21 protein-coding genes and 1 pseudogene are annotated in these 20,455 nt (G+C 45.2%); 9 read left to right on the plus strand and 13 right to left on the minus strand.

The genetic code is table 11. The annotated features are described in order from the left end of the window. Positions 1 to 7: 7 nt before the first annotated feature. Positions 8 to 1,369 (minus strand): hypothetical protein, encoded by a 1,362-nt coding sequence (locus CPIN_RS02050; RefSeq protein ID WP_012788089.1) that lies wholly within the window; start codon positions 1,367 to 1,369, stop codon positions 8 to 10. A 103-nt stretch (positions 1,370 to 1,472) separates the two neighbouring features. Here CPIN_RS02050 and arfB point away from each other — a divergent pair. Further along, positions 1,473 to 1,853: pseudogene (gene arfB, locus CPIN_RS02055) on the plus strand (alternative ribosome rescue aminoacyl-tRNA hydrolase ArfB); the annotation flags it as partial. A gap of 25 nt (positions 1,854 to 1,878) precedes the next feature. Next, positions 1,879 to 3,417: an oligosaccharide flippase family protein gene (locus CPIN_RS02060; protein WP_012788091.1), complete on the plus strand. Its 1,539-nt coding sequence runs from the start codon at positions 1,879 to 1,881 to the stop codon at positions 3,415 to 3,417. A gap of 5 nt (positions 3,418 to 3,422) precedes the next feature. On the opposite strand, the gene CPIN_RS02065 is transcribed toward CPIN_RS02060, so the two are convergent. Next, positions 3,423 to 4,061 carry an MBL fold metallo-hydrolase gene (locus tag CPIN_RS02065; protein ID WP_012788092.1) on the minus strand — a complete coding sequence of 213 codons (639 nt, stop codon included), beginning with the start codon at positions 4,059 to 4,061 and terminating at the stop codon, positions 3,423 to 3,425. A gap of 56 nt (positions 4,062 to 4,117) precedes the next feature. Here CPIN_RS02065 and CPIN_RS02070 point away from each other — a divergent pair, with 56 nt between their 5' ends. Then, on the plus strand, positions 4,118 to 7,507 hold the full coding sequence (locus CPIN_RS02070) for a hypothetical protein (RefSeq protein WP_012788093.1): 3,390 nt from the start codon (positions 4,118 to 4,120) through the stop codon (positions 7,505 to 7,507). 56 nt (positions 7,508 to 7,563) lie between these two features. On the opposite strand, the gene CPIN_RS02075 is transcribed toward CPIN_RS02070, so the two are convergent. The 6 genes from CPIN_RS02075 to CPIN_RS02095 all read right to left on the minus strand — a co-directional run bounded on the left by CPIN_RS02075 (position 7,564) and on the right by CPIN_RS02095 (position 12,094). Continuing rightward, a complete protein-coding gene (locus tag CPIN_RS02075) occupies positions 7,564 to 7,929 on the minus strand; it encodes a diacylglycerol kinase family protein (RefSeq protein ID WP_012788094.1) in 366 nt (121 codons plus the stop codon). A 20-nt stretch (positions 7,930 to 7,949) separates the two neighbouring features. Next, positions 7,950 to 9,305 carry a cell envelope integrity protein CreD gene (creD, locus tag CPIN_RS02080; protein WP_012788095.1) on the minus strand — a complete coding sequence of 452 codons (1,356 nt, stop codon included), beginning with the start codon at positions 9,303 to 9,305 and terminating at the stop codon, positions 7,950 to 7,952. A gap of 52 nt (positions 9,306 to 9,357) precedes the next feature. Continuing rightward, positions 9,358 to 9,657, minus strand: coding sequence for a winged helix-turn-helix domain-containing protein (locus CPIN_RS02085; protein WP_012788096.1), 300 nt, complete (start codon positions 9,655 to 9,657; stop codon positions 9,358 to 9,360). 44 nt (positions 9,658 to 9,701) lie between these two features. Continuing rightward, a complete protein-coding gene (locus tag CPIN_RS02090; RefSeq protein ID WP_012788097.1) occupies positions 9,702 to 10,343 on the minus strand; it encodes a hypothetical protein in 642 nt (213 codons plus the stop codon). 251 nt (positions 10,344 to 10,594) lie between these two features. After that, positions 10,595 to 10,768 (minus strand): hypothetical protein, encoded by a 174-nt coding sequence (locus CPIN_RS38860; protein ID WP_012788098.1) that lies wholly within the window; start codon positions 10,766 to 10,768, stop codon positions 10,595 to 10,597. Between the two features lie 189 nt (positions 10,769 to 10,957). After that, positions 10,958 to 12,094, minus strand: a complete 1,137-nt coding sequence (locus CPIN_RS02095) for an aspartate aminotransferase family protein (RefSeq protein WP_245552070.1) — start codon at positions 12,092 to 12,094, stop codon at positions 10,958 to 10,960. A 110-nt stretch (positions 12,095 to 12,204) separates the two neighbouring features. Here CPIN_RS02095 and CPIN_RS02100 point away from each other — a divergent pair, with 110 nt between their 5' ends. Genes CPIN_RS02100 through CPIN_RS38870 form a run of 3 tightly spaced genes read left to right on the plus strand, consistent with a single transcriptional unit; the run spans position 12,205 to position 13,101 of the window. Then, positions 12,205 to 12,735, plus strand: coding sequence for a gamma carbonic anhydrase family protein (locus tag CPIN_RS02100; RefSeq protein WP_012788100.1), 531 nt, complete (start codon positions 12,205 to 12,207; stop codon positions 12,733 to 12,735). A 39-nt stretch (positions 12,736 to 12,774) separates the two neighbouring features. After that, positions 12,775 to 12,930: a hypothetical protein gene (locus CPIN_RS38865; protein WP_012788101.1), complete on the plus strand. Its 156-nt coding sequence runs from the start codon at positions 12,775 to 12,777 to the stop codon at positions 12,928 to 12,930. Positions 12,931 to 12,945: 15 nt separating this feature from the next. After that, the gene (locus CPIN_RS38870) at positions 12,946 to 13,101 is read left to right on the plus strand and encodes a hypothetical protein (protein ID WP_012788102.1); all 156 of its coding nucleotides are present in this window, start codon (positions 12,946 to 12,948) and stop codon (positions 13,099 to 13,101) included. Positions 13,102 to 13,213: 112 nt separating this feature from the next. On the opposite strand, the gene rsgA is transcribed toward CPIN_RS38870, so the two are convergent. From rsgA to CPIN_RS02125, 5 genes are all read right to left on the minus strand, one after another. Next, positions 13,214 to 14,149, minus strand: coding sequence for a ribosome small subunit-dependent GTPase A (gene rsgA / locus CPIN_RS02105; protein WP_012788103.1), 936 nt, complete (start codon positions 14,147 to 14,149; stop codon positions 13,214 to 13,216). Positions 14,150 to 14,410: 261 nt separating this feature from the next. Then, a complete protein-coding gene (locus CPIN_RS02110) occupies positions 14,411 to 15,421 on the minus strand; it encodes a vWA domain-containing protein (protein WP_012788104.1) in 1,011 nt (336 codons plus the stop codon). A gap of 34 nt (positions 15,422 to 15,455) precedes the next feature. Continuing rightward, positions 15,456 to 16,445, minus strand: coding sequence for a hypothetical protein (locus tag CPIN_RS02115; RefSeq protein ID WP_012788105.1), 990 nt, complete (start codon positions 16,443 to 16,445; stop codon positions 15,456 to 15,458). A 26-nt stretch (positions 16,446 to 16,471) separates the two neighbouring features. Beyond that, positions 16,472 to 17,335: a DUF58 domain-containing protein gene (locus CPIN_RS02120; protein ID WP_012788106.1), complete on the minus strand. Its 864-nt coding sequence runs from the start codon at positions 17,333 to 17,335 to the stop codon at positions 16,472 to 16,474. Between the two features lie 53 nt (positions 17,336 to 17,388). Then, the gene (locus tag CPIN_RS02125; protein ID WP_012788107.1) at positions 17,389 to 18,390 is read right to left on the minus strand and encodes an AAA family ATPase; all 1,002 of its coding nucleotides are present in this window, start codon (positions 18,388 to 18,390) and stop codon (positions 17,389 to 17,391) included. Positions 18,391 to 18,703: 313 nt separating this feature from the next. Here CPIN_RS02125 and CPIN_RS02130 point away from each other — a divergent pair, with 313 nt between their 5' ends. From CPIN_RS02130 to gcvH, 3 genes are all read left to right on the plus strand, one after another. Then, on the plus strand, positions 18,704 to 19,045 hold the full coding sequence (locus tag CPIN_RS02130; protein ID WP_012788108.1) for a hypothetical protein: 342 nt from the start codon (positions 18,704 to 18,706) through the stop codon (positions 19,043 to 19,045). 223 nt (positions 19,046 to 19,268) lie between these two features. Next, complete coding sequence (locus CPIN_RS02135) at positions 19,269 to 19,928, plus strand: peptidylprolyl isomerase (RefSeq protein WP_012788109.1); 660 nt, start codon at positions 19,269 to 19,271, stop codon at positions 19,926 to 19,928. Positions 19,929 to 19,982: 54 nt separating this feature from the next. Beyond that, entirely contained in the window at positions 19,983 to 20,363 is a 381-nt protein-coding gene (gene gcvH, locus CPIN_RS02140; protein ID WP_012788110.1) for a glycine cleavage system protein GcvH, read from the plus strand. The last annotated feature ends 92 nt before the right edge of the window (positions 20,364 to 20,455 follow it).

Below are 20,455 nucleotides of genomic sequence, written 5' to 3' on the forward strand. Positions count from 1 at the left end.
TAAATAATTATGCGGATTGCGTGAAAATATCGCTGCTTTCCGGTTCCTTGATCTTCATGGTATCTTCTATTTCCAGTTTAGGACAGAAAAGCTCCAGCAGCAGGTAGTAGTAAAGATAAAGCAATGCCATTATGAGTATCAGGTGACCGCTGTTTGCAAACAGTACGGTAACTACATTCAGAGACATGACCAGTCCTACGGCAGCTCTGCCGGAACGCAAACGGATATAACCGATGATCTTCAGCAGGTATAATACACCAATAAGACCGATCACCGGCAGTCGCAGGCCAGTAGGTTCTGTCAGCAGCATATAGCTATTGAAAACCGTTACCAGGATACCTGCGGCAATCATGATATTTTGTGCCAGGGTCCTGTCCTGCTGCATATAGATGCTGGCATGTTCGGATGCAGTAGCAGGTGTTTCTTTGGAGAAAAACAGCCAGGTTACAGCGCCGATATTAAGTACCGGCACATAATGCAGGAGCAGGGTCCAGAAGGAATACCTGCCTACTGTCAGGGCACGGCTGGTAATAACATTCCGCATCAATCCGGCCACTGCATATAAGAGGAGGATCATCCCCAGAGTAGAAAAGAGCATATACCCTGCCACCGTTATGGGTTGCGGACCTTCTTCGAAGAACATATAAATATTGGTATCTAGTACACCGATCGCACCAATGTAGACAAAACACATGGACAGGAACAGAAAGAAGTATTCCCATTTTGCCAACGTCTGCACTTTTGATTGCAGTAACATACTGTAGAACTGCCACTTATAGCTATTTTCAATAAGAAATACAATCACGTAATAGCAGATGAAACAACAATATCCGACAGGTAGTGCAAGTGCTATTTTAGTATAGGAAGAGAAAAGGGACAACACCGGCAGATCACGGGCCAGCTGGAGATTGTTTAATGGGATTCCCTCTTTGGGCATCAGAAAATAGATCAATGCACCTACCAGGGCTGCATTCAGTTTATCGCTCATGCCGGCGAGATAAAACCGGGTAATAAAGATTAATAATAGTACCGCGAAAGTATTGATCTTCTCAAGGAGGAATCTCATATCCAGATCCGTTCTTTGCATCAGCATCTTACTCAATCCCACCTGTAACACAGCGGTCAACAGTACCGCCAGTGCGATGATGACTGCATGTCTCCATGCTTTCTTTATCACCATTTCCCATACTGCCGTAATAAAGAGGGGTAATACCGTCATCAGTGCAAATCCGCCATATCTGATATATTCGAAGTTGTCCTGGCGAATAATATTATTCAACATACAAAAAGCAGTGACCGACCATATCAGGAGTACTGGAATCCAGCTTGTTTTCAGAACGCGTAACTGAATGGATGTAAAAAGAGCCATATAGCACAGGATTAAGGGTGGGCGGCAAATAAAATCATTTACCTTTATTAAATTACGATAATCAATTATAAAGAAACGTTAATTAATGAGCTTAGATCTTTCCGCTGAAATCACCTTCCAAACAGCCAGAAGTGGGGGTAAAGGCGGACAAAATGTCAATAAAGTGGAGACGATGGTAGAAGGATATTTCGACGTCTCCGCGTCAACATTGTTAACCCAGGAACAAAAAGCACTGGTACAGGAAAAACTGGGCCACCGCATTAATGCGGAAGGGCTGTTACAAGTCCGCTCACAGGAAGAGCGTACCCAGCTGGGTAACAAACAACTGGTTATAAAAAAGATGAACGAACTGGTGAGTAAAGCACTCATCAAACCCAAAAAGAGGGTGCCTACGCGGCCATCCAGAGCTGTACGGGAAAAGAGAATCCAACTTAAAAAACAGCAATCCGAGAAAAAACAGCAGCGCCGGAAAGGGCTGGAATAGTTAATTTTGGAAAAATTTCAGGGCATTGAGTATAAAATCACTGGCAGGACAAACGATCTATTACGGCTTTAGTAACATTGCGAGTAAGCTGCTTAATTACTTTCTTACCCCCCTTTACCTGGAGCTGATGACACAGGCTTCCTATGGGGAGATGTCTACGGTATATGCGTATGTGCCTTTCATGAATATTATACTCACCTACGGGATGGAAACGGCTTTCTTCCGCTTTGCCAAAAAGGAGAACAGTCAGTCCGTTCTGAGTACCTCAACCATTTCCCTGTTATTTTCAACCATCAGCTTTACCATCATACTCCTGCTGTTCAGAGGGACGATCATCAATTCCTATATCGGCGAACTGGGCGGACTGGGCGGACATCCGGGATTTTATACCTCCCTGGTACTGATTATGGCATTTGATGCCCTGACCGCGATTCCGTTTGCCCAACTACGAATGGAAAACAGACCCGTGCGTTATGCCTTCATACGCCTGACGGGTATTGTTACCACCATCGCATTTAACGTACTGTTCCTTGTAGTGATCCCGAAATTGTATGCAGCAGGACAGACCTGGCTGCCTGATATAGGTCCTGGCGGTAACCAGCTGGGCTATGTGTACCTGAGTAATATGCTGGGCAGCGGGGTTACCTTCCTGCTATTCCTGCCACAAATGATGCGCATCAGCTGGAAATTTGACAAGGTATTATGGCGGCAGATGCTCAATTATTCCGTTCCGCTGATCTTTTTCGGGATGGCGGGCATGGTCAATGAGACGTTTGACAGGGCCTGGTTCCTGCCGGAATTCCTGCCGGGCAACAATATGAACGATAAAAAAGAACTGATCGGGATCTATGCGGCCAACTATAAACTGGCGATTCTGATCACAATGTTCATACAGGCATTTAAGTTAGGAGCGGAACCCTTTTTCTTCAAACAGGCCGAGGGAAAGGATCCACAGAAAATGTATGCACGTATTATGAAGCTGTTCGTGGTACTGCTTTGCATGATGTTCCTGTTCGTAGGTCTGTACCTGAACGTCTGGAAAATATTCCTCCGTAAACCGGAATACTATCCTGGTATGAGGATCGTTCCTATCTTATTGCTGGCCAATATGTTCCTGGGTATTTACTACAACCTGACCATCTGGTTCAAACTGACCGACCGGACCAAAACCGGGGCGATGATTACGATCGTCACGGCAGTACTGGCCTTCCTGCTGAATTGGTGGTGGATACCTGTTATGGGCTACTTTGGAGCAGCCCTGGCTACGATGGCCTGTTACTTTGTACAGATGGCCATCTGTTATGTACTCGGACAAAAATACTACCCGGTGCCTTACCACCTCCCGCGTATACTCACCTACATACTGGGAGCCGTAGGCACTTTCTACGTATATGACCTGTTGAACAGGACCCTGTTCTCTCCCAAAGATATCTATGCGCTGAGTCCATTATCACTGACGGTGGCGACAATTTTCTTCTGCGCCTATCTCTGGTTCCTGCTGAAAATGGAAAAGAAAGAGTTTTCCAGGCTCCCGTTCATCGGCAAGTATGTAGCAAAAATCTGATCCTCCTATTTCAGGAAGGGATTATGCTGCTTTTCGTATCCGATAGTCGTGGACTGTCCATGACCGGGATATACCCTTACGTCATCAGGCAATACGAACAATTTCTCCTGTATGCTGTTTAATAAAGTTTGATGACTGCCTCCGGGAAGATCGGTCCGACCGATGCTCTGGAAGAACAGGACATCGCCACCAATCACAAATTTCCCGGCGGCGGAATAAAAGCATACGCTGCCTGGTGAATGACCAGGTGTGAGCAGTACCTCCAGTTCGTCGTCACCGAATGTTATCTTTTCACCATCTTCAAGGAAACGAACAGGTTCAGGGGAGGGGTCAAAGGGAATATTATACATTTTCCCTATTTCAGGAGAGCGGTCCAGTAATATCTTATCCAGGGGGTGTATTTCCAGACCTACGCCATATGTTGTAACTACCAGCTTATTGCCGAGGATATGGTCGATGTGGCAATGAGTATTGAGCAGGCGTGTAACTTTAAGCCCCTCTTTTTCGATATAATTCTGTAATTGTTTCCTTTCTTCTTCAAAATAACAGCCCGGATCTATAATTATACATTCCTTTTTTTCGTTAATGAGTAAATAGGTATTTTCCTGAAACGGATTAAAGGTGAAATGTTGTATTTCCATCATTGTTGCCGATTTTTGCTATTTTTAATTCAGAACGCAATATTATCAATACTTTCTGTATGAACCGACTTATTACCAGGTTATTAATAATTACCGGTACCCTATTACTTGGCCCGTATCTATCTCAGGCACAGACCAATACCGTGGAATTTGGGCAGAACCGCATACAGCATAAGAATTTCAAATGGCGTTATTATCAAACCCGTCATTTTAATACGTACTTCAGCCAAAACGGTCTTGAACTGGGAAAATACGTTGCACAAGCAGCAGAAAAGGAATTGCCGCAGCTGGAACAGTTCATGGAATTTACCTTCCGTCAGCGCGTGAACATCGTTGTGTACAACAGCTTCGGAGAAATGAAGCAATCCAATATAGGCATTGGCGTTGACTGGCAGAATACAGGTGGTATTACCAAGCTGGTGGGCAACAAACTGATCGTTTATTTCGATGGCGATCACCAGCACCTCTACCGTCAGATACGTGAAGGTATTGCCCGTGTGATGCTCGAAAACCTGCTGTTTGGAGAAGATATCGGAGAGTTTGCAGGTAATACGATCCTGATCGATTTCCCAAAATGGTTTACAGATGGATTTGTTGCATATGCGGCTGAAAACTGGAACCCTCAGCTGGATGATGAACTGAAAGATGCGATTCAATCAGGCAGATATAAAGACTTTTACCAGCTGGCCTACGAAAAACCAACCCTGGCCGGACATGCGTTCTGGTATTATGTAGAAAGTAAATATGGTAAGGATGCAGTGCCTTATCTGATGTATATCTCCCGTATTAACCGTACCCTGAAAAAAGGCTTTGAGCAGGTATTGAACCAGAAACCGAAAAATGCGCTCAAAGACTTCATGGTATTCAATACCAAACGTTACCAGGATGACAACCGCCGTCGCCGCCAGAGTACCCGTGGCGCACGTACCGTTGTATCCAGAGAATTGAACAAATCAGACTTCTACCGTTTCCAGGCTAACCCGAAGAGCAACTACTACGCGGTGGTTGAATTCTCCAAAGGCCTGTATAAAGTACAGATCCAGTTTGCTGACATGAAGCCTAAAGTGCTCCTGCGCAGTGGTGTGAGAATGCAGGCCAGCCAGCTGGACCCTAACTACCCGCTGCTGGCATGGAACCAGAAAGGTAACCGCCTGGCCATCGTATATGAGCATGAAGGCGTTACCAAACTCATGGTATATGACCTGGTTACCAGGACAAGCACCAAAGAAGATCTGCCAAGATTCGACAGGATCATCGATGTGAAATACTTCTTCGAGTATGACAACTCCCTGCTGCTGTCTGCAGTGAAAAACGGGCATACAGATATCTACACTTACAGCATCAACAAAAAGACAGCTGAACAGATCACCAACGACGTGTATGATGACCTGGATCCGTCTTTTGTATCTTTCCCTGGTAAGAGTGGTATCATTTACTCCTCAAACAGACCTTCACCAACCGCGAAAAGCGGCGATACCATATTGCCTGCCGGACATTATAACATCTTCCTGATCGACAACTTTAACAAGAGTGCCGACAAGCAGATATCCCAGCTGACAGATATGAAATACGGTGATGCACGTTCACCGTTACAGTATAACACGACCCACTTTACGTTCGTATCTGACGTAAACGGTATCCGTAACCGTTATGCAGGTTTCTTCAAAACTGAAAGAGCCGGAGTAGATTCCCTGTTCTTTGTAGGTTCAGAGATCCTCCATAACCCCGACAAAGCAGATCTCGATTCTGCCCTGGCAGAATATGGCGCTACGGCTCCGGACTCTGTAATGGCTGTTTCCCTGACAAAAGACTCTACCTATACATTCCCGATGTCCAACTATGCTTATGGTATCAAAGAATCCAGAGGCGCAGGCGACCAATCGGAAGTATCACAGGTGATTCAGCAGTATGGTTTCAAGAACCTCCAGAAACTGAGGATCGATACCGTAACGTTGCGTAAGAGAAACGTCAGCAGCCGTCCGACAACCTTCAGGTCCCGTCAGATGCACGAGGATAGTATCCGCCTCGGTCTGCCAACCTATCATGAGAAGGCCCAGACAGATACCGCGAAACATGGTGATTTCTTCCAGAGCGAGTTCGCACAGGAAGCACCAGATACAACAGCTGCCGCAGAAGCAATGGCTATACAGATACCGCTGATTGAGCCGGTACTGAAAAAGGCCAAACTGCTGCCATATAAATGGAAATTCTCTTCAGACTACCTGATCCTACAACTGGATAACTCTGTGTTGATCAACAGATATCAGCCATTTACCGGTCCTCCTGTAAGTCCGATCAGACTGGCTGACCCTGTTAATGGTCTGATCCGTATCGGGGTGAGCGACATGATGGAAGATGTGAAGATCAATGGTGGATTCAGATTCCCTTCCAGCCTGGATGGTACGGAGTACTTCATCTCCGGCTCTTATCTGAAAAAACGCTTTGATTATAAGTTCACTTACTACCGCAGGGTGGATAAATACAGTAGCCTGGGTGTGGATACTTCAGGTAACCTACTGGATTACCCAGCCAAACTGAAAACAAACCTCTTCCAGTTCGATATTCGTTATCCGTTCGATCAGGCAAGAAGTATCCGTTTACAGGTAGGTCTGCGTAACGATAAGTTCGTCGTATCAGCATCCGATGCTAATACACTGAAGATGAAAAACTTTGCTGACAACTATGCATTACTTCGTCTGGAATATGTGTATGACAATACCATCAATCCGGCTACTAACATCTGGCATGGTACCCGTTATAAGATCTATGGTGATATGAATGCCCAGATTAACGGTGACCTGAACGATATATTTGACCAGGGTGCTGCTGCAGGTAAAGGCAAGTTCACATATAACATGGGTATTGACGTAAGACATTACCACTCTATTTACCGCAACTTCATCTGGGCTACCCGCTTCTCGGCTGACCTGTCATGGGGTACACGTAAACTGCTGTATTACCTGGGTGGTAGTGACAACTGGCTGACTCCTAAGATCAATACCAATACACCGGTAAATATGAACGCCAACTACGCGTATCAGACACTGGCTACACCACTGCGCGGTTACAAACAGAACGCCCGTAACGGTAATAACGTAATGGTATTCAACACAGAATTACGTTTGCCGGTATTTGCGACCTTCATGAACAAGCCGATCAACTCAGCGCTCGTTCGTAACTTCCAGGTGACCAGCTTCGTAGACATCGGAACTGCCTGGAACGAGAAACTGAGCTTCAAAGATGCTAACTACACTTATTATACAGGAAATGACGGAACGGTAACTGTGAAAGTGAAAGAAGGTTTCCTCGGACCATTTGTAGGCGGTTATGGTTTCGGTGCCCGTACCACACTCGCAGGTTATTTCCTGAGAATAGATGCAGGCTGGCCGGCAGTAGCATTCTTCCGTGGCAAACCGATCTGGTATTTTGGATTGGGAGTTGACTTCTAATAATCGGATTAACACATATAAAGCAGGGGCTCGTTGAACAACGAGCCCCTTTTGTTTTAGTACAGGATAGGGATAAAAATGACAGCTCCTGTAATAGCTGCGATCAATGCCGCAACAAGTACCGCCCCCGCAGCAACATCTTTAATCCACTTCACCCTGGGGTGATAGTCCGGGGACAAATGGTCCATGATCTTTTCAACAACAGTATTCAACATCTCGGTAACCCACACCATTCCAATGACGATCAGTATAGGGAGCCATTGGCTGGCTGACAATCTGTAATAAAAACCGGCCGCTATCACCAGCACCGTTGCGACGGCATGAATACGGGCATGAGGTTCGCTACGCAGAAAAGCGATAATTCCCTGAATGGCGTATTTAAAACTTCGTATGCGTTGTTGCAGATAACGACCGGTTTGCATGAATATCTTTATTTACTGGTTTACAATTCTCCCCACTTGATTCTCCGGCTAAAGTACATCACAATGGCCAGTATTATGAAGAGCCCCAGGCTACCCATTAACAGGGCCTGATCTTCAGAACGGATGATCACATAGATAAATCCATAGAGCAGAGAAAGTGCGCCACCAATACCGGCTGCCAGACGGACACTTCGTAATACGCTTGCCGTATAAAACGATACCAGTCCGATGGTCATGACTGCCGATATCAGGTAAGCAATACTGAAATTCAATTGTTCAGCAAGGGCGATAAGCAGGGTATAGAATACACACAAAGCCACGCCTATCAGTATATATTGTAATGGATGAACGGAATAACGCTGTAACAGCTCGATGAAATAATAAACAAGGAATGAAAGACCGATAATCAATATTGCATATTTAACAGCACGGGTTGATTGCTGATAGGTATCGACGGGGAGGAACAATTTTACACCAAAGTCGGCGGAATGCAGATTACTGTTATTGCCGATCCAGCTTTGCGGGAAATTACGGTTAAGGTTAGAGACCTGCCAGGCAGCTGTAAAACCTTTATCGTCTACATGATGGGCATTGGGCAAAAAGGCCCCATCAAAGCTTGGATTGGTCCAGTTAGACTTCATTTCCACTGATGTTGTTTTCCCGACAGGGGAGAAGTACAGTTGACCAGATCCTTTCAGCTCAAGATTTACTGCAAAGTTGCCGGCTACGATACCACTATCAGACATTGACAGGGGAACTTTCACCTGCATCCCATTAGAGAAAAGATCTGCCGCCGGAATACCAGGATTGAAATAGAAGGTCTGACTGTTCCACTGCACACCGGCCTGGTTACTGATACCACGCATATCGTTTACGCCAACAGCGAGATAAGCATCTTTCAACAGAACCGCTTCAGCAGGGATATTCAGTTCGCTGAGATCCAGTTTGGAAAAGGCGCCGCTGATGTCCAGTCTGGAAGTATATACTGCTACTTCATAGATCCCTCTCCGGCGGATTTCCGGCATCAGCTGACCATTGACTTTTAGTTTTTCGGGCAGAAAGATCGCATTGGAAACTACATTGGGTTTGCTGTAATAAGGGATTACCAGTACAGGTCCGGTGATTGTCTGTGCGTCGCCCCATTTACCACTCACTTCTCCTTTCGCTTCAAACTGACGGTGTTCTCTTTCTGAGATCAGGCCCATGATCATATTGGCTGGTATCAACAGTAAGAGGACCAGGATGCCTATCAACAGGGCCTTAACACCATAGGCATAACGTTCAAAAAAGGACGGCCTGGGCTCCGTTGTGTCAGGAAGCTGGCGTGAGGATGCGTTCGGGCGACTGGACCCGTCATTGATATTCGTTGTTTCCATATTTACTATATTTTAAAGTGCTTTGTATTTCAAAGTATAAAGGCAAAAAAAATCACTCCATGGAGCGGATCATATTTTCGAGAGCAGCCAGATGCCCTTTGAAAGCCTTTTCACCAGCTTTCGTAATAGAATAGGTAGTATTGGTTTTACGTCCGACAAACCCTTTATGTACTTTCAGAAAACCATTTTCCTCCAGGGTACTGAGATGGGAGGCAAGGTTACCATCGGTCAATTCCAGCATCTGCTTCAGGTCATTAAAGCTCACTTCCTCATTCACCATCAGGATGCTCATGACCCCCAGCCGTATACGGCTGTCAAATATCTTATTTAAGTTACCTATGGGATTGATCACGAGTTCATCATTTATTCAAAAAATTGATACCAAACAGCACCGGCTCACTCTTCAACGGCATTCCGCTCATACTTCCACCACATCACGATGCCGTAAAATATATGCATCACACCAAAACCGACAGCCCAAAAGTAAAGCCCTCTGCGCAAAAAGAAAACATTTAATATCCCCAGGGCAATTTCCGCGATACCCAAATATTTCGTATCAGATACTGTATACTTACTGGCATTGAGTACAGCCATGCCATAGAATATCAGGCAGGAAGGCGCCACGAGTACATCCATACTATTGTACATCAGACCCACTATAAAAGCACCACCCGCAGCCATAGGGATCATACCATTAATAAGCACTTTGCGGGAAGTAGCATCATATATTGGCAGATTATTCTTTTTCGCACGTCTCCAGGTAAAATAAAGTCCGCCGGCAGCAGCCAAAAACATCACAACAAAGCCTAACAATATCAGCTGCAGTCTGAGTTGAGAAAAATCAGCATCATCATAGTGACCTCTGACTTCCCATCTGTCATAGTACGCGCGGAAAAGAACCAGCGCTGTACCTGCACCTGCAAGTGCCGAAGCTCCAGCAAAAACACCACTTAATCCGCTTAAGGATAAAAAGCGGCTGCTACGTTCCATGATGCGTTTGATATCACTTAATGTTTGCAGATGTTGTTCTTCTGTCATGCTTAAAGTACTTTGTAAATCAAAGTTACATATTTTAGGGAGATGACAAAATATATTTTTCTATTATGGGTTAGGGGAGGGCTGATGTATTGAATATAGCCGGCAGCGTTTACACTGCCGGCACGCGATGGAACGGGGTTTAAACATCTCAAATGCAATGCTACAGCCACCGCTGCTGCTACGGTAGCTGCCCTTGCGAAAGTGACCGGGTACAAAAGTGCCGTTTCTGCGGAAGTATCCTTTTACCCAGCTCATGACTCCTGTTTGTTTATCGGTTGTTGATTCAGGCGATCCAGTTTATCATTGATGCTTTTGAGTTGAGCAATGATATCATCAATCCGGAAAACCTGCCGGCTTAATAGTGTTCCAAGTGCAAGAACGAATACGATAGTGCCGAAAGTAGCGATGGCCATACCTATGTCCATATGAGCATGTTGTTTTTGAGGTTAAAATGTTAGTGGTTTCTACACATGTAAATTAACACTACGACTATATTTGACGGTCAGCCACAATCAGAAACAGGAAAAATCCCCTTCCTGCTCAGGGGATTTCTCACATCAATAAAAAAGGCCATCAGCTATGCTGATGACCTTTTAAGATGCTTAATTGATCACTTATCTCTTTGTCGCTTCCTCTATCGCCTGTAGAATAATATCACAAGCCTGTCTGATCTCTTCTTCACTGATTATCAATGGCGGCGCAATACGCAGACACTCCGGCGCAAACAGGAACCAGTCCGTCAGCAAGCCTTTTTCTATACACAGATCGATCACCTTTTTATTCATGGTAAAGCTCTCAAATTCAACGGCCATCATCAGTCCAAGAGAACGGATATCCTTAATAGCCGGATGTTTGAGATACTGGTGGAACAGCGCTCCTTTCGCCTTAACATGGTCTATCAGGTTCTCTTCGAGCAAGACCTTAAATCCTGCCATACCTGCCGCACAAATCACGGGATGACCGCCAAAGGTGGTCATATGTCCGAGCACGGGTTTATTGGTAAAACTCCACATAATGTCTCTGCCGGCAATGAATGCCCCCATTGGCATACCACCACCCAGTGCTTTTCCCAGCAATAATATATCCGGTACTACGCCGGCCTGTTCGAATGCCCAGAGACTACCATTTCTTCCCAATCCGCACTGTATCTCATCCAACACCATGAGGGTACCGGTAGCGGTACATTTCTCCCGGATGGCCTGTAACCATTCTTTTTGTGGGACTTTGACACCGGCTTCCGCCTGTACGGTTTCCAGTATAATACAGGCCGTACGTTCGGTGATCTTGTCCAGCGCTTCCCATGTATTATACTGAAGATGCTGTATATCAGGCAATAACGGACGATAGGCATTTCTCCAGGTTTCATCCCCCATGATACTCATAGCCCCCTGTGTGGAACCATGATAGCTTCTGTCAAAAGCCAGGATTTCCGTTCTGCCGGTATAACGTTTGGCCAGTTTCATGGCGCCTTCTACTGCCTCCGCACCGGAATTCGTGAAATAAACACTGTTAAGCGATGCCGGCAGGTGCTGGGTCAGCAGGGTCGCAAAACCAACCTGCGGGGTCTGAATCAGCTCTCCATACACCAGCAGGTGCATATATTGTTCCGCCTGTTCCTTTATGGCATTCACGACAGCAGGGTGGGAGTGCCCTACGTTGCACACGCTGATACCTGCGATCAGATCCATGATCTTTTTGCCATCCGCATCCCACATATACATGCCGGAAGCCTTTGTTATCTCAAGAGCCATAGGGGCGTCAGATAACTGAGCCACATGGCGTAAAAATAGTTGTCTGTTATTCATGCTGACACAAAAATACGCTATACGATTTTATTTACTTTTGCGTTAAAATTAACTATATGCCTGTCATCTTACCGGTTAAAGGAACACTGCCTACAATGGGAAACGACTGTTTTATTGCGCCAAATGCGACTATCGTAGGCGATGTCGTTATGGGCGATCAATGCAGCGTCTGGTTTAATGCAGTGATCCGCGGAGATGTAAACAGCATCAGGATGGGCAATAAAGTAAATGTGCAGGATGGCGCCGTGATACATTGCACCTATGAAAAAACAAAAGCAATTATTGGCAATAATGTCTCTATCGGACATAACGCTATCGTGCATGGCTGCACTGTTGAAGATAATGTATTGATCGGCATGGGCTCAATTGTGATGGATAATGCGCACATTGGCAGTAATAGCATCATTGCGGCAGGAGCAGTAGTACTGGAAGGTACCCAAGTAGAGCCGGGATCCATTTATGCCGGCGTACCTGCCAAAAAAGTGAAAGATATCAGCCAATCCCTGATCAGTGGTGAAATAGACCGCATTGCCAACAACTATCTCATGTACTCCGGCTGGTTCAAAGAGGATGCCGGTAGTAAGTGACATATTTTAATTATCTTGCATTTATTAACACCTTACCCTATGAAAAAGCTATTATTCCTGATGGCGGTATGCAGCATTTTTGCCATTGGCTGCAAAACTGAGCGTACCGGTTGCCCCAACAACAACTACTATTCTGTCAAAAACGGAAAACAGAACAGGTCATCTATCAAACAGATGAACGGAAGAGTATTCTGATAAATAAGCTACCCTATGAAAAGATTAGTACTCTTTGTACTGGTGCTGTCCCTTATCGGACTATCCGCCTGTCGTACCCGTAAGACAGGTTGCCCTACGCCCCGCAAAAACTGGGGTGCGGAAAAACTGCTGGACGAAATGAGCGCTCCGAAGAAAAAGAAACGTCGTTGACAGCAGCAAGTATCTGTACAGATAATTAAAATATATAATTTGACATAAGCAGGTATTTCCACCGGAAGCCTGTTTGGGGGAAGGCTAATACCGGTCGGCAGTCAGTTGCAGGTCAGTATTGGTCTTCCTGTATACTTTCCAGGATACTGGCATAGCTGACATAACGCTCAACATCAATTTCGCCTTCATTTACAGCCGCTTTTACGGCACATCCGGGCTCATTGATATGGAGACAGTTATTGAACTGACACTCCTGTAGATAGGGCTGCATTTCCAGGAAATAATGGGATAACTCCGGCTTTGTGATATCCACAATACCAAACTCACGCACACCCGGTGTATCAATCAATTTGCCGCCATCCGGCAGGTCGTACATTTCTGCATAGGTAGTCGTGTGTAAACCTTTTCCGCTCCATCCGCTCACTGCTGTAGTACGGAGATCCAGTCCCGGTAACAAACGGTTGATCAGGGATGATTTACCTACACCGGAATGGCCTGACATCAGGGTGGTTTTATCTTTCATCTCCGCTTTCAGGAGATCAATACCATCAGTGGTTTCTGCAGATACTAATAATACCTTATACCCGATATCTTCATATAAAGCCTGTAGTTCGGCGAACTTATCCAGGTCTTTTTCTTTATAAATATCCTTCTTATTAAAGACCAGGATCACCGGAATATGATAGGCCGCCGCTGTTACGAGAAACCTGTCCATAAAGCCGTTTGAGGTACGTGGCTCTTTTACCGTACAGATCAGCATCGCCTGGTCCATATTAGCCGCCACGATGTGTTTCTGGTTCTTCTTATGCGGAGAACTCCGCACAATATAATTATGTCGTTTGCTAATCTCCGTGATCATTGCATTGTTCGCAGTAGCATCTCCGCCTTCCCGCACGATCTCTACCACATCGCCTACGGCAATAGGATTGGTGGAGGTAATATCTTCATCGATTTTTAATACCCCTTTGATACGTGCCTGGAACACTTCCCCTTCGGTTGTTTTTGCTGTATACCAGCTACCGGTCGATCTGTAAATAGTTGCCTGCAATGCTTCTTGTAATTATTTAGGGTATAAAGGTAGTTCAATTAGGAATTAGGAATTACGAATTAGGAATTATTGGCAAATTGTCTCACCTTAAACCTGCTGCCTGTTTAAAAATCTTGACTAGATATCACAAACAGAAAAGGGTGTCTCAGCCCTCGCCAAAACACCCTTTTCTATTTATAATAAAAAATACTATTTAATCATTCTCACCAATCTCCGCTGCATTTCAATTCCTAATTCTTAATTCCCTAATTCCTAATTGTCTTACGGCAGACTTCTGAAGACCGTATATCTCAACACCACCTCCAGCAGTATACATGCCAGCGCCAGCATTGCCAGTGCGAAGAAATGCTCTGCAAAACGTTTATAAGAGGTAATCTCAACCTTGGTTTTCTCCAGTTTGTCGATCTCTCCGTAGATGTTTTCCAGTTCTTTGTTGCTGGTAGCTCTGAAATATTTACCCCCTGTTTCAACAGAGATCTTTTTCATTAAAGGTTCGTCCAGCTGTACATCCTGCATCTGCATCTGGATAGAGCCATCCGGCATTGTCATCGGGAATGGCGCTTTACCAATGGTACCAACACCGATGGTATATACGCGGATCTTAAATGCCTTTGCAATCTCCAGTGCGGTAAGCGGATCTATCAGACCAGTATTGTTCACACCATCCGTCAGGAGGATGATCACTTTACTTTTCGCCTTGCTGGTACGTAAGCGTTCTACAGATGTAGCCAGTCCCATACCGATCGCTGTACCATCCTGCAGCATACCACTTTTCACCTGTGCGATCTGATTTTTCAGCACACCGTGATCCGTCGTAATAGGACATTGTGTAAAGCTTTCGCCGGAAAAGATCACCAGACCGATACGGTCGCTGATACGGCTGTCTACAAAGTTCATAGCTACCCTTTTGGCGGCTTCCAGTCTGTCAGGTTGCAAGTCCTGCGCCAGCATACTACCTGATATATCCATCGCCAGCACGATATCAATACCTTCACTGTCGATGCTTTCAGATGTATTACTTGTCTGCGGTCTGGCCAGTGCAACCACCAGTGCTGCAAAAGCCACTAAACGCAATACCAGCAATAAGGGGCGCAATCTCACCTTCCAGGATACCGGTAAGCCTTTCAATCCCTGCAGGGAAGACATCTCCATAGCAACCTGTCTGCGTTGCTGCCGGGCAATATACCAGTAGATCATTACCGGTATCAGCACCAGCAATCCGAAGAAGGCGGGATGGGCGAATTCAATATTTTTCCAGATCGAAAAATCCATTTACTGATAATAATTTCTCTTTGCAAGGAGCGGCCTACTTCGCAGGCTGCTTTATTTCTTCTTTCCCGTTTTCTGCGGTCGCTGCTTTCTCTGCTGCCGGTTTCGTCCACTCAACAATCTCCTGCGCCTGTTGCATCGCACTTTCATGCTCTTCCGGAGAAGGCATCAGTTTTGCAAACTTCGCAAGGTCAGCTACACTTAACAGGTTACGTAACTTGTCGCGCTGCTGGTTCAGAATAGTAACAGGTTTGATATGCTGTAACAGTTCTTCTGTCGTTTGCTCAAGTGCAGGAATATTAAACTGTTGCTCAAAATAAGCACGCAGAATATCTGTAAGACGGGTATAATACTGTTTGATATCTCCCTGCTGCCATACCTTTTCCGCTTTCAGCTGCTGCAATTGTTGCAGTGCGATTTCGTAAGGAGGTACAACAGGTGCAACTGGTACGGGTACCACTTTCTTAGGCCGGTTGCGGAAGTATACAAATAAGCCGATACCGATCAGCGCTGCGGATATGCCAATGGCAAAATACAACCAGTAATCCCAGAAACTCCAGGCTACGGTACGCAGACCTTTGATCGGTTTAAAAGCTTTTGTGGTATCAACGCTCACGGTATTGACATCAATGAATAGCGGACCTGTAAAGGCAGAATCCGTGATGTTACCATTATTGACAATGTCAAAACGCAAAGCCGGAATATCCCATCTGCCTGAGTCAAAACTGGTCAGTACAATGGTTTGTCCCAGTAGCTTTGTGTTGCCCTGTGCGGTAGTATCCAGCGGGGAGCGGCGTACTACTTCAAAATGTCCGAAGGAATCAGGTATCTGCGGAAACAAGATATCCATACCCTGTGGAGGCATGGTTGCCGAAAGGCGCAGCTGGACCTGTTCTCCCAAACGGATGCTCTCTGTATCGACTGTAGCCTTTACTTCACCCTGCTGTGCGAAGGAAGCAAATGGCGCCAGGATAAATCCAAGCAGAAAAAATAAAATAAGACGTTTAACTATAATCAGTTTAGCCATGTTAATACTTGCTCAGCTTTAGACTATCACCTGTTTACGAAAAAGTTCTGCAAGGCTTTTACATAATCTTCATCGGTACGGATACTGATAAGATCTGCGCCGCTTTTCTTGAATGAATTGCGGCAATATTGCACGTGCTGATTGAACTGTTGGGTGTAATACTGCTGTACCTGCTTGTCGGAGGAATCCACCCACTGACGCTCGCCTGTTTCCAGGTCATTCATCTGGATCAATCCTACAGAAGGCAATTCCTTATCACGCTGGTCATATACATGTATACCGACCATGTCATGTCTCTTTGATGCAATGTTCAGCGCATCCTGGTAACTGCCGGTCAGGAAGTCACTCATAAGGAACACGATGCTTCTTTTCTTGGTCGCGTTATTAAAGAAGCGCAATGTTTCTTTAATATTCGTGCCCTTGCGTTTTGGTTCGAAAGAGATCAGTTCACGGATGATAAACAGGATATGCGATTTCCCTTTTTTAGGGGGTATATATTTCTCAACACCGTCGCTAAAAAAGATCACACCTACCTTATCATTGTTGTTGATAGCAGAAAACGCCAGTACGGCACACAATTCAGTGATCATGTTCCGTTTATTCTGTTTGGAGGTGCCGAAGACGGAGCTTTCGCTCACATCCACCATCAGCATCAATGTCAGTTCACGTTCTTCTTCAAATACCTTTACAAACGGGTGATTGAAACGCGCAGTCACATTCCAGTCAATAGACCGGATATCATCTCCGAACTGGTATTCCCTTACTTCGCTGAATGACATACCACGGCCTTTGAAAGCACTGTGATACTCACCTGAGAAGATGTGGTTGGAAAGGCCTCTGGTTTTTATTTCCAGCCTCCTTACCCTTTTTAATATTTCCGCAGTATCCACCGGTAATGATTAAAATGAATAATGATTACTACTCCCGACTTTAGCTATAAAGATCAAGGTACTTCTACCGCATTCAGAATTTCACTGAGGATATTTTCGCTTGTTACATTCTCTGCTTCTGCCTCATAGGTAAGACCTACACGGTGACGCATTACATCAAAGCAGATGCTGCGTACGTCTTCAGGAATTACATATCCTCTGCGTTTGGTGAATGCGTATGCTTTTGCTGCCAGTGCCAGGTTGATACTGGCCCTTGGAGAACCACCATAAGAGATCAGTGGCTTCAGCTTCTGCAGTTTATAATCTTCCGGATTACGGGTCGCAAAAACGATATCGATGATATAGCGTTCTATTTTCTCATCCATGTACACTTCACGCACCAGTTTACGCGCCTCCAGGATATCAGATGGCTGTACTACTGGATTGATCTGTACGGAAGCCTGTGGATTCAGGTTCTGACGGATGATATGACGCTCTTCTTCTTTCGTTGGATAACCGATGGTCACTTTCAGCATAAAACGGTCTACCTGTGCTTCCGGCAGCATATAGGTACCTTCCTGTTCTATCGGGTTCTGGGTAGCCAGTACCAGGAACGGATCGTCCAGTTTGAAAGTGGTATCACCGATAGTGATCTGTCTTTCCTGCATCGCTTCCAGCAGCGCACTCTGCACCTTTGCCGGGGCACGGTTGATCTCATCCGCCAGGATAAAGTTGGCGAAGATAGGACCACGGCGTACCACGAACTCATTCTTCTGCTGATTAAATAACATAGTACCTATCACGTCAGCCGGCAAGAGGTCCGGTGTGAACTGAATACGACTGAATTTCGCATTGATAGCAGAGGAAAGGGATTTGATGGATAGTGTTTTCGCCAGACCAGGCACACCTTCCAGCAATACGTGACCACCTGCCAGCAAGCCGATAAGCAACCTTTCTACCATGTAACGCTGACCAACGATCACCTTACTCAGCTCCAGGTTCAGCAGGTCCACAAATGCGCTGGCCTGATGGATCTTTTCGTTCAATTGACGGATATCATACGATGTATTCTCCATGCTTATATATGATTTACAAGTTTGCTAAAGTAAACATTCCGCGGGTAAAAGCCCGCGCCACGCGCAGTTTTTGCCCGTTAAAATGCTGTTAATAATAACATTATAAATGACAAATTACGAATTACGTCTATGATTATCAGGATACTCAGGTTTTTCCAGGTGTGCCTATATCAGAAAATGGTCATTCATAAGTCTCACTAACTCATGCGACCAAATTAATAAAGCCTGAGCATATTTATATCATCTTTTTTTATAACGTACATTTGCAGCTATAACTTCTCCATACGGAGCTCATAATTAAATATTTAGAAAGATGCAGGAAGATTTCGCGCAGCAATGGAAACGGGTGGAGGATATGCTTACAGAACGTTTTGGTAAAAAACCCAATATGGAGGCTATCCTCTTTTTAATAGGTATCCAGGAGCTGAACCACATAAAAAAGAAATTCACCAAGGAACAGAAACAGGACCTCATGCATGTGGCCACCTGTACCCTGTTGAGCCAGAGCGGCTATTTTGAAGTAGAAGGCCGCGATAAGGATGGCTGGCCGCATTTCAAGGAGGTACAACCAGTTCCTAAAATGAATATGCTTGAACAGGAAAGATTTTTACAGGAGCATATTATTGCATACTTTGACGATCTTGAGGGGCGCTAAACGGCGCTCCTCCCTTAAAAGACGGCCATTGCAACTTATCCCCCCATACGCACGCCCTTTTTCCGCCGATCTTCATAATACGGCCCGGCATTTGGGAACATAATCACAACATAAAACGTTTTTATGAGCGAAAGGAGTTTTGCAACCCGGACAAGATAACTTTTTCATGGACCCGCATTCTCTCAACCAGGCGGTTCATCAAAAAAATCCATAAAACACCTGCATGAAAAAACATTTACTACTACTATTCTTGTTATTCTCAGTCGGCACAGCCATGGCAAAAAACCGGAAAGTAAAAGTGATTACACCCTATGGCACCATGATCATCAAACTGTATGATCAGACCCCATTGCATAGAGACAACTTCATCAAACTGGTAAAGGCTCACTTTTACGATAGTACCCTTTTTCACCGGGTCATCAATACCTTCATGATACAAGGTGGAGACCCTGAATCCAAACATGCACAAGCTGGTGCGCAATTGGGTAACGGTGACGTGGGTTATACCGTTCCGGCCGAGTTCCAGCTGGACCTGTTTCATGCGAAAGGCGCACTGGCAGCTGCGCGTGACGACAATCCGGCTAAAGCCAGTTCCGGTTGTCAGTTTTACATTGTACAGGGAAAGAAATGGACAGACGAACAACTTGACAATCTCGAAAAAAACCGCCTTGGCGGCCGAAAGATACCTGTCGATCAAAGGGAATACTATAAGCAATATGGCGGTACGCCACAACTGGACCAGAGCTACACTGTTTTCGGACAGGTAGTGAAAGGACTGGATGTGATCGATAAGATCGCTACCCTCAAAACGGACGCGAATAATCGTCCGGCAACAGATGTTCCCATGAAGATAAGGCTGATACACAAGTTCCTTTTCTTCTAGGCTAAATATTCAATCGGAATTTCATTAATTTTACCGCTTAAAATCAAACTTGCCATGAATTTTCCATCAGAGCTGCGTTACACAAAAGACCATGAATGGGTATTACTTGAAGGTAATACAGCAACTATCGGAATCACTGAATTCGCACAACGCGAATTAGGCGATATCGTATTTGTAGACATTCCTACCGTAGGTAAAGCCCTTGAAGCCGAAGAAGTTTTCGGTACAGTAGAAGCTGTGAAAACCGTTTCTGACCTGTTCCTGCCGGTTGCAGGTACCATCAATGAAGTTAATGAAGAACTGGAAGGTTCTCCTGAACTGGTTAACCAGGAACCATACGGAGATGGCTGGATGGTAAAAATGACTGTTAAGAACCCGGCTGACGTAGATGGTCTGCTTACTGCAGAAGCTTATGCGTCTCTGGTTGCTGAATAATTCATTCGCACTCCACACGATATTTTAATAAAAGGTTAAAAAGGGTATAACCCCGCAAAGTTTAAGGTTATAAGGTTGGTAACAACTTTATA

The sequence above is a fragment of the Chitinophaga pinensis DSM 2588 genome (assembly GCF_000024005.1).
GTDB lineage: Bacteria > Bacteroidota > Bacteroidia > Chitinophagales > Chitinophagaceae > Chitinophaga > Chitinophaga pinensis.

Bases quoted from the DNA above. Each gene is read 5' to 3' on its own strand.
- CPIN_RS02050 (WP_012788089.1), bottom strand. From the start codon at position 1,369: ATGGCTCTTTTTACATCCATTCAGTTACGCGTTCTGAAAACAAGCTGG.
- CPIN_RS02065 (WP_012788092.1), bottom strand. From the start codon at position 4,061: ATGATGGAAATACAACATTTCACCTTTAATCCGTTTCAGGAAAATACC.
- CPIN_RS02070 (WP_012788093.1), top strand. From the start codon at position 4,118: ATGAACCGACTTATTACCAGGTTATTAATAATTACCGGTACCCTATTA.
- CPIN_RS02075 (WP_012788094.1), bottom strand. From the start codon at position 7,929: ATGCAAACCGGTCGTTATCTGCAACAACGCATACGAAGTTTTAAATAC.
- creD (WP_012788095.1), bottom strand. From the start codon at position 9,305: ATGGAAACAACGAATATCAATGACGGGTCCAGTCGCCCGAACGCATCC.
- CPIN_RS02090 (WP_012788097.1), bottom strand. From the start codon at position 10,343: ATGACAGAAGAACAACATCTGCAAACATTAAGTGATATCAAACGCATC.
- CPIN_RS38860 (WP_012788098.1), bottom strand. From the start codon at position 10,768: ATGGACATAGGTATGGCCATCGCTACTTTCGGCACTATCGTATTCGTT.
- CPIN_RS02095 (WP_245552070.1), bottom strand. From the start codon at position 12,094: ATGGCTCTTGAGATAACAAAGGCTTCCGGCATGTATATGTGGGATGCG.
- CPIN_RS02100 (WP_012788100.1), top strand. From the start codon at position 12,205: ATGCCTGTCATCTTACCGGTTAAAGGAACACTGCCTACAATGGGAAAC.
- CPIN_RS38865 (WP_012788101.1), top strand. From the start codon at position 12,775: ATGAAAAAGCTATTATTCCTGATGGCGGTATGCAGCATTTTTGCCATT.
- CPIN_RS38870 (WP_012788102.1), top strand. From the start codon at position 12,946: ATGAAAAGATTAGTACTCTTTGTACTGGTGCTGTCCCTTATCGGACTA.
- CPIN_RS02110 (WP_012788104.1), bottom strand. From the start codon at position 15,421: ATGGATTTTTCGATCTGGAAAAATATTGAATTCGCCCATCCCGCCTTC.
- CPIN_RS02115 (WP_012788105.1), bottom strand. From the start codon at position 16,445: ATGGCTAAACTGATTATAGTTAAACGTCTTATTTTATTTTTTCTGCTT.
- CPIN_RS02125 (WP_012788107.1), bottom strand. From the start codon at position 18,390: ATGGAGAATACATCGTATGATATCCGTCAATTGAACGAAAAGATCCAT.
- CPIN_RS02130 (WP_012788108.1), top strand. From the start codon at position 18,704: ATGCAGGAAGATTTCGCGCAGCAATGGAAACGGGTGGAGGATATGCTT.
- CPIN_RS02135 (WP_012788109.1), top strand. From the start codon at position 19,269: ATGAAAAAACATTTACTACTACTATTCTTGTTATTCTCAGTCGGCACA.
- gcvH (WP_012788110.1), top strand. From the start codon at position 19,983: ATGAATTTTCCATCAGAGCTGCGTTACACAAAAGACCATGAATGGGTA.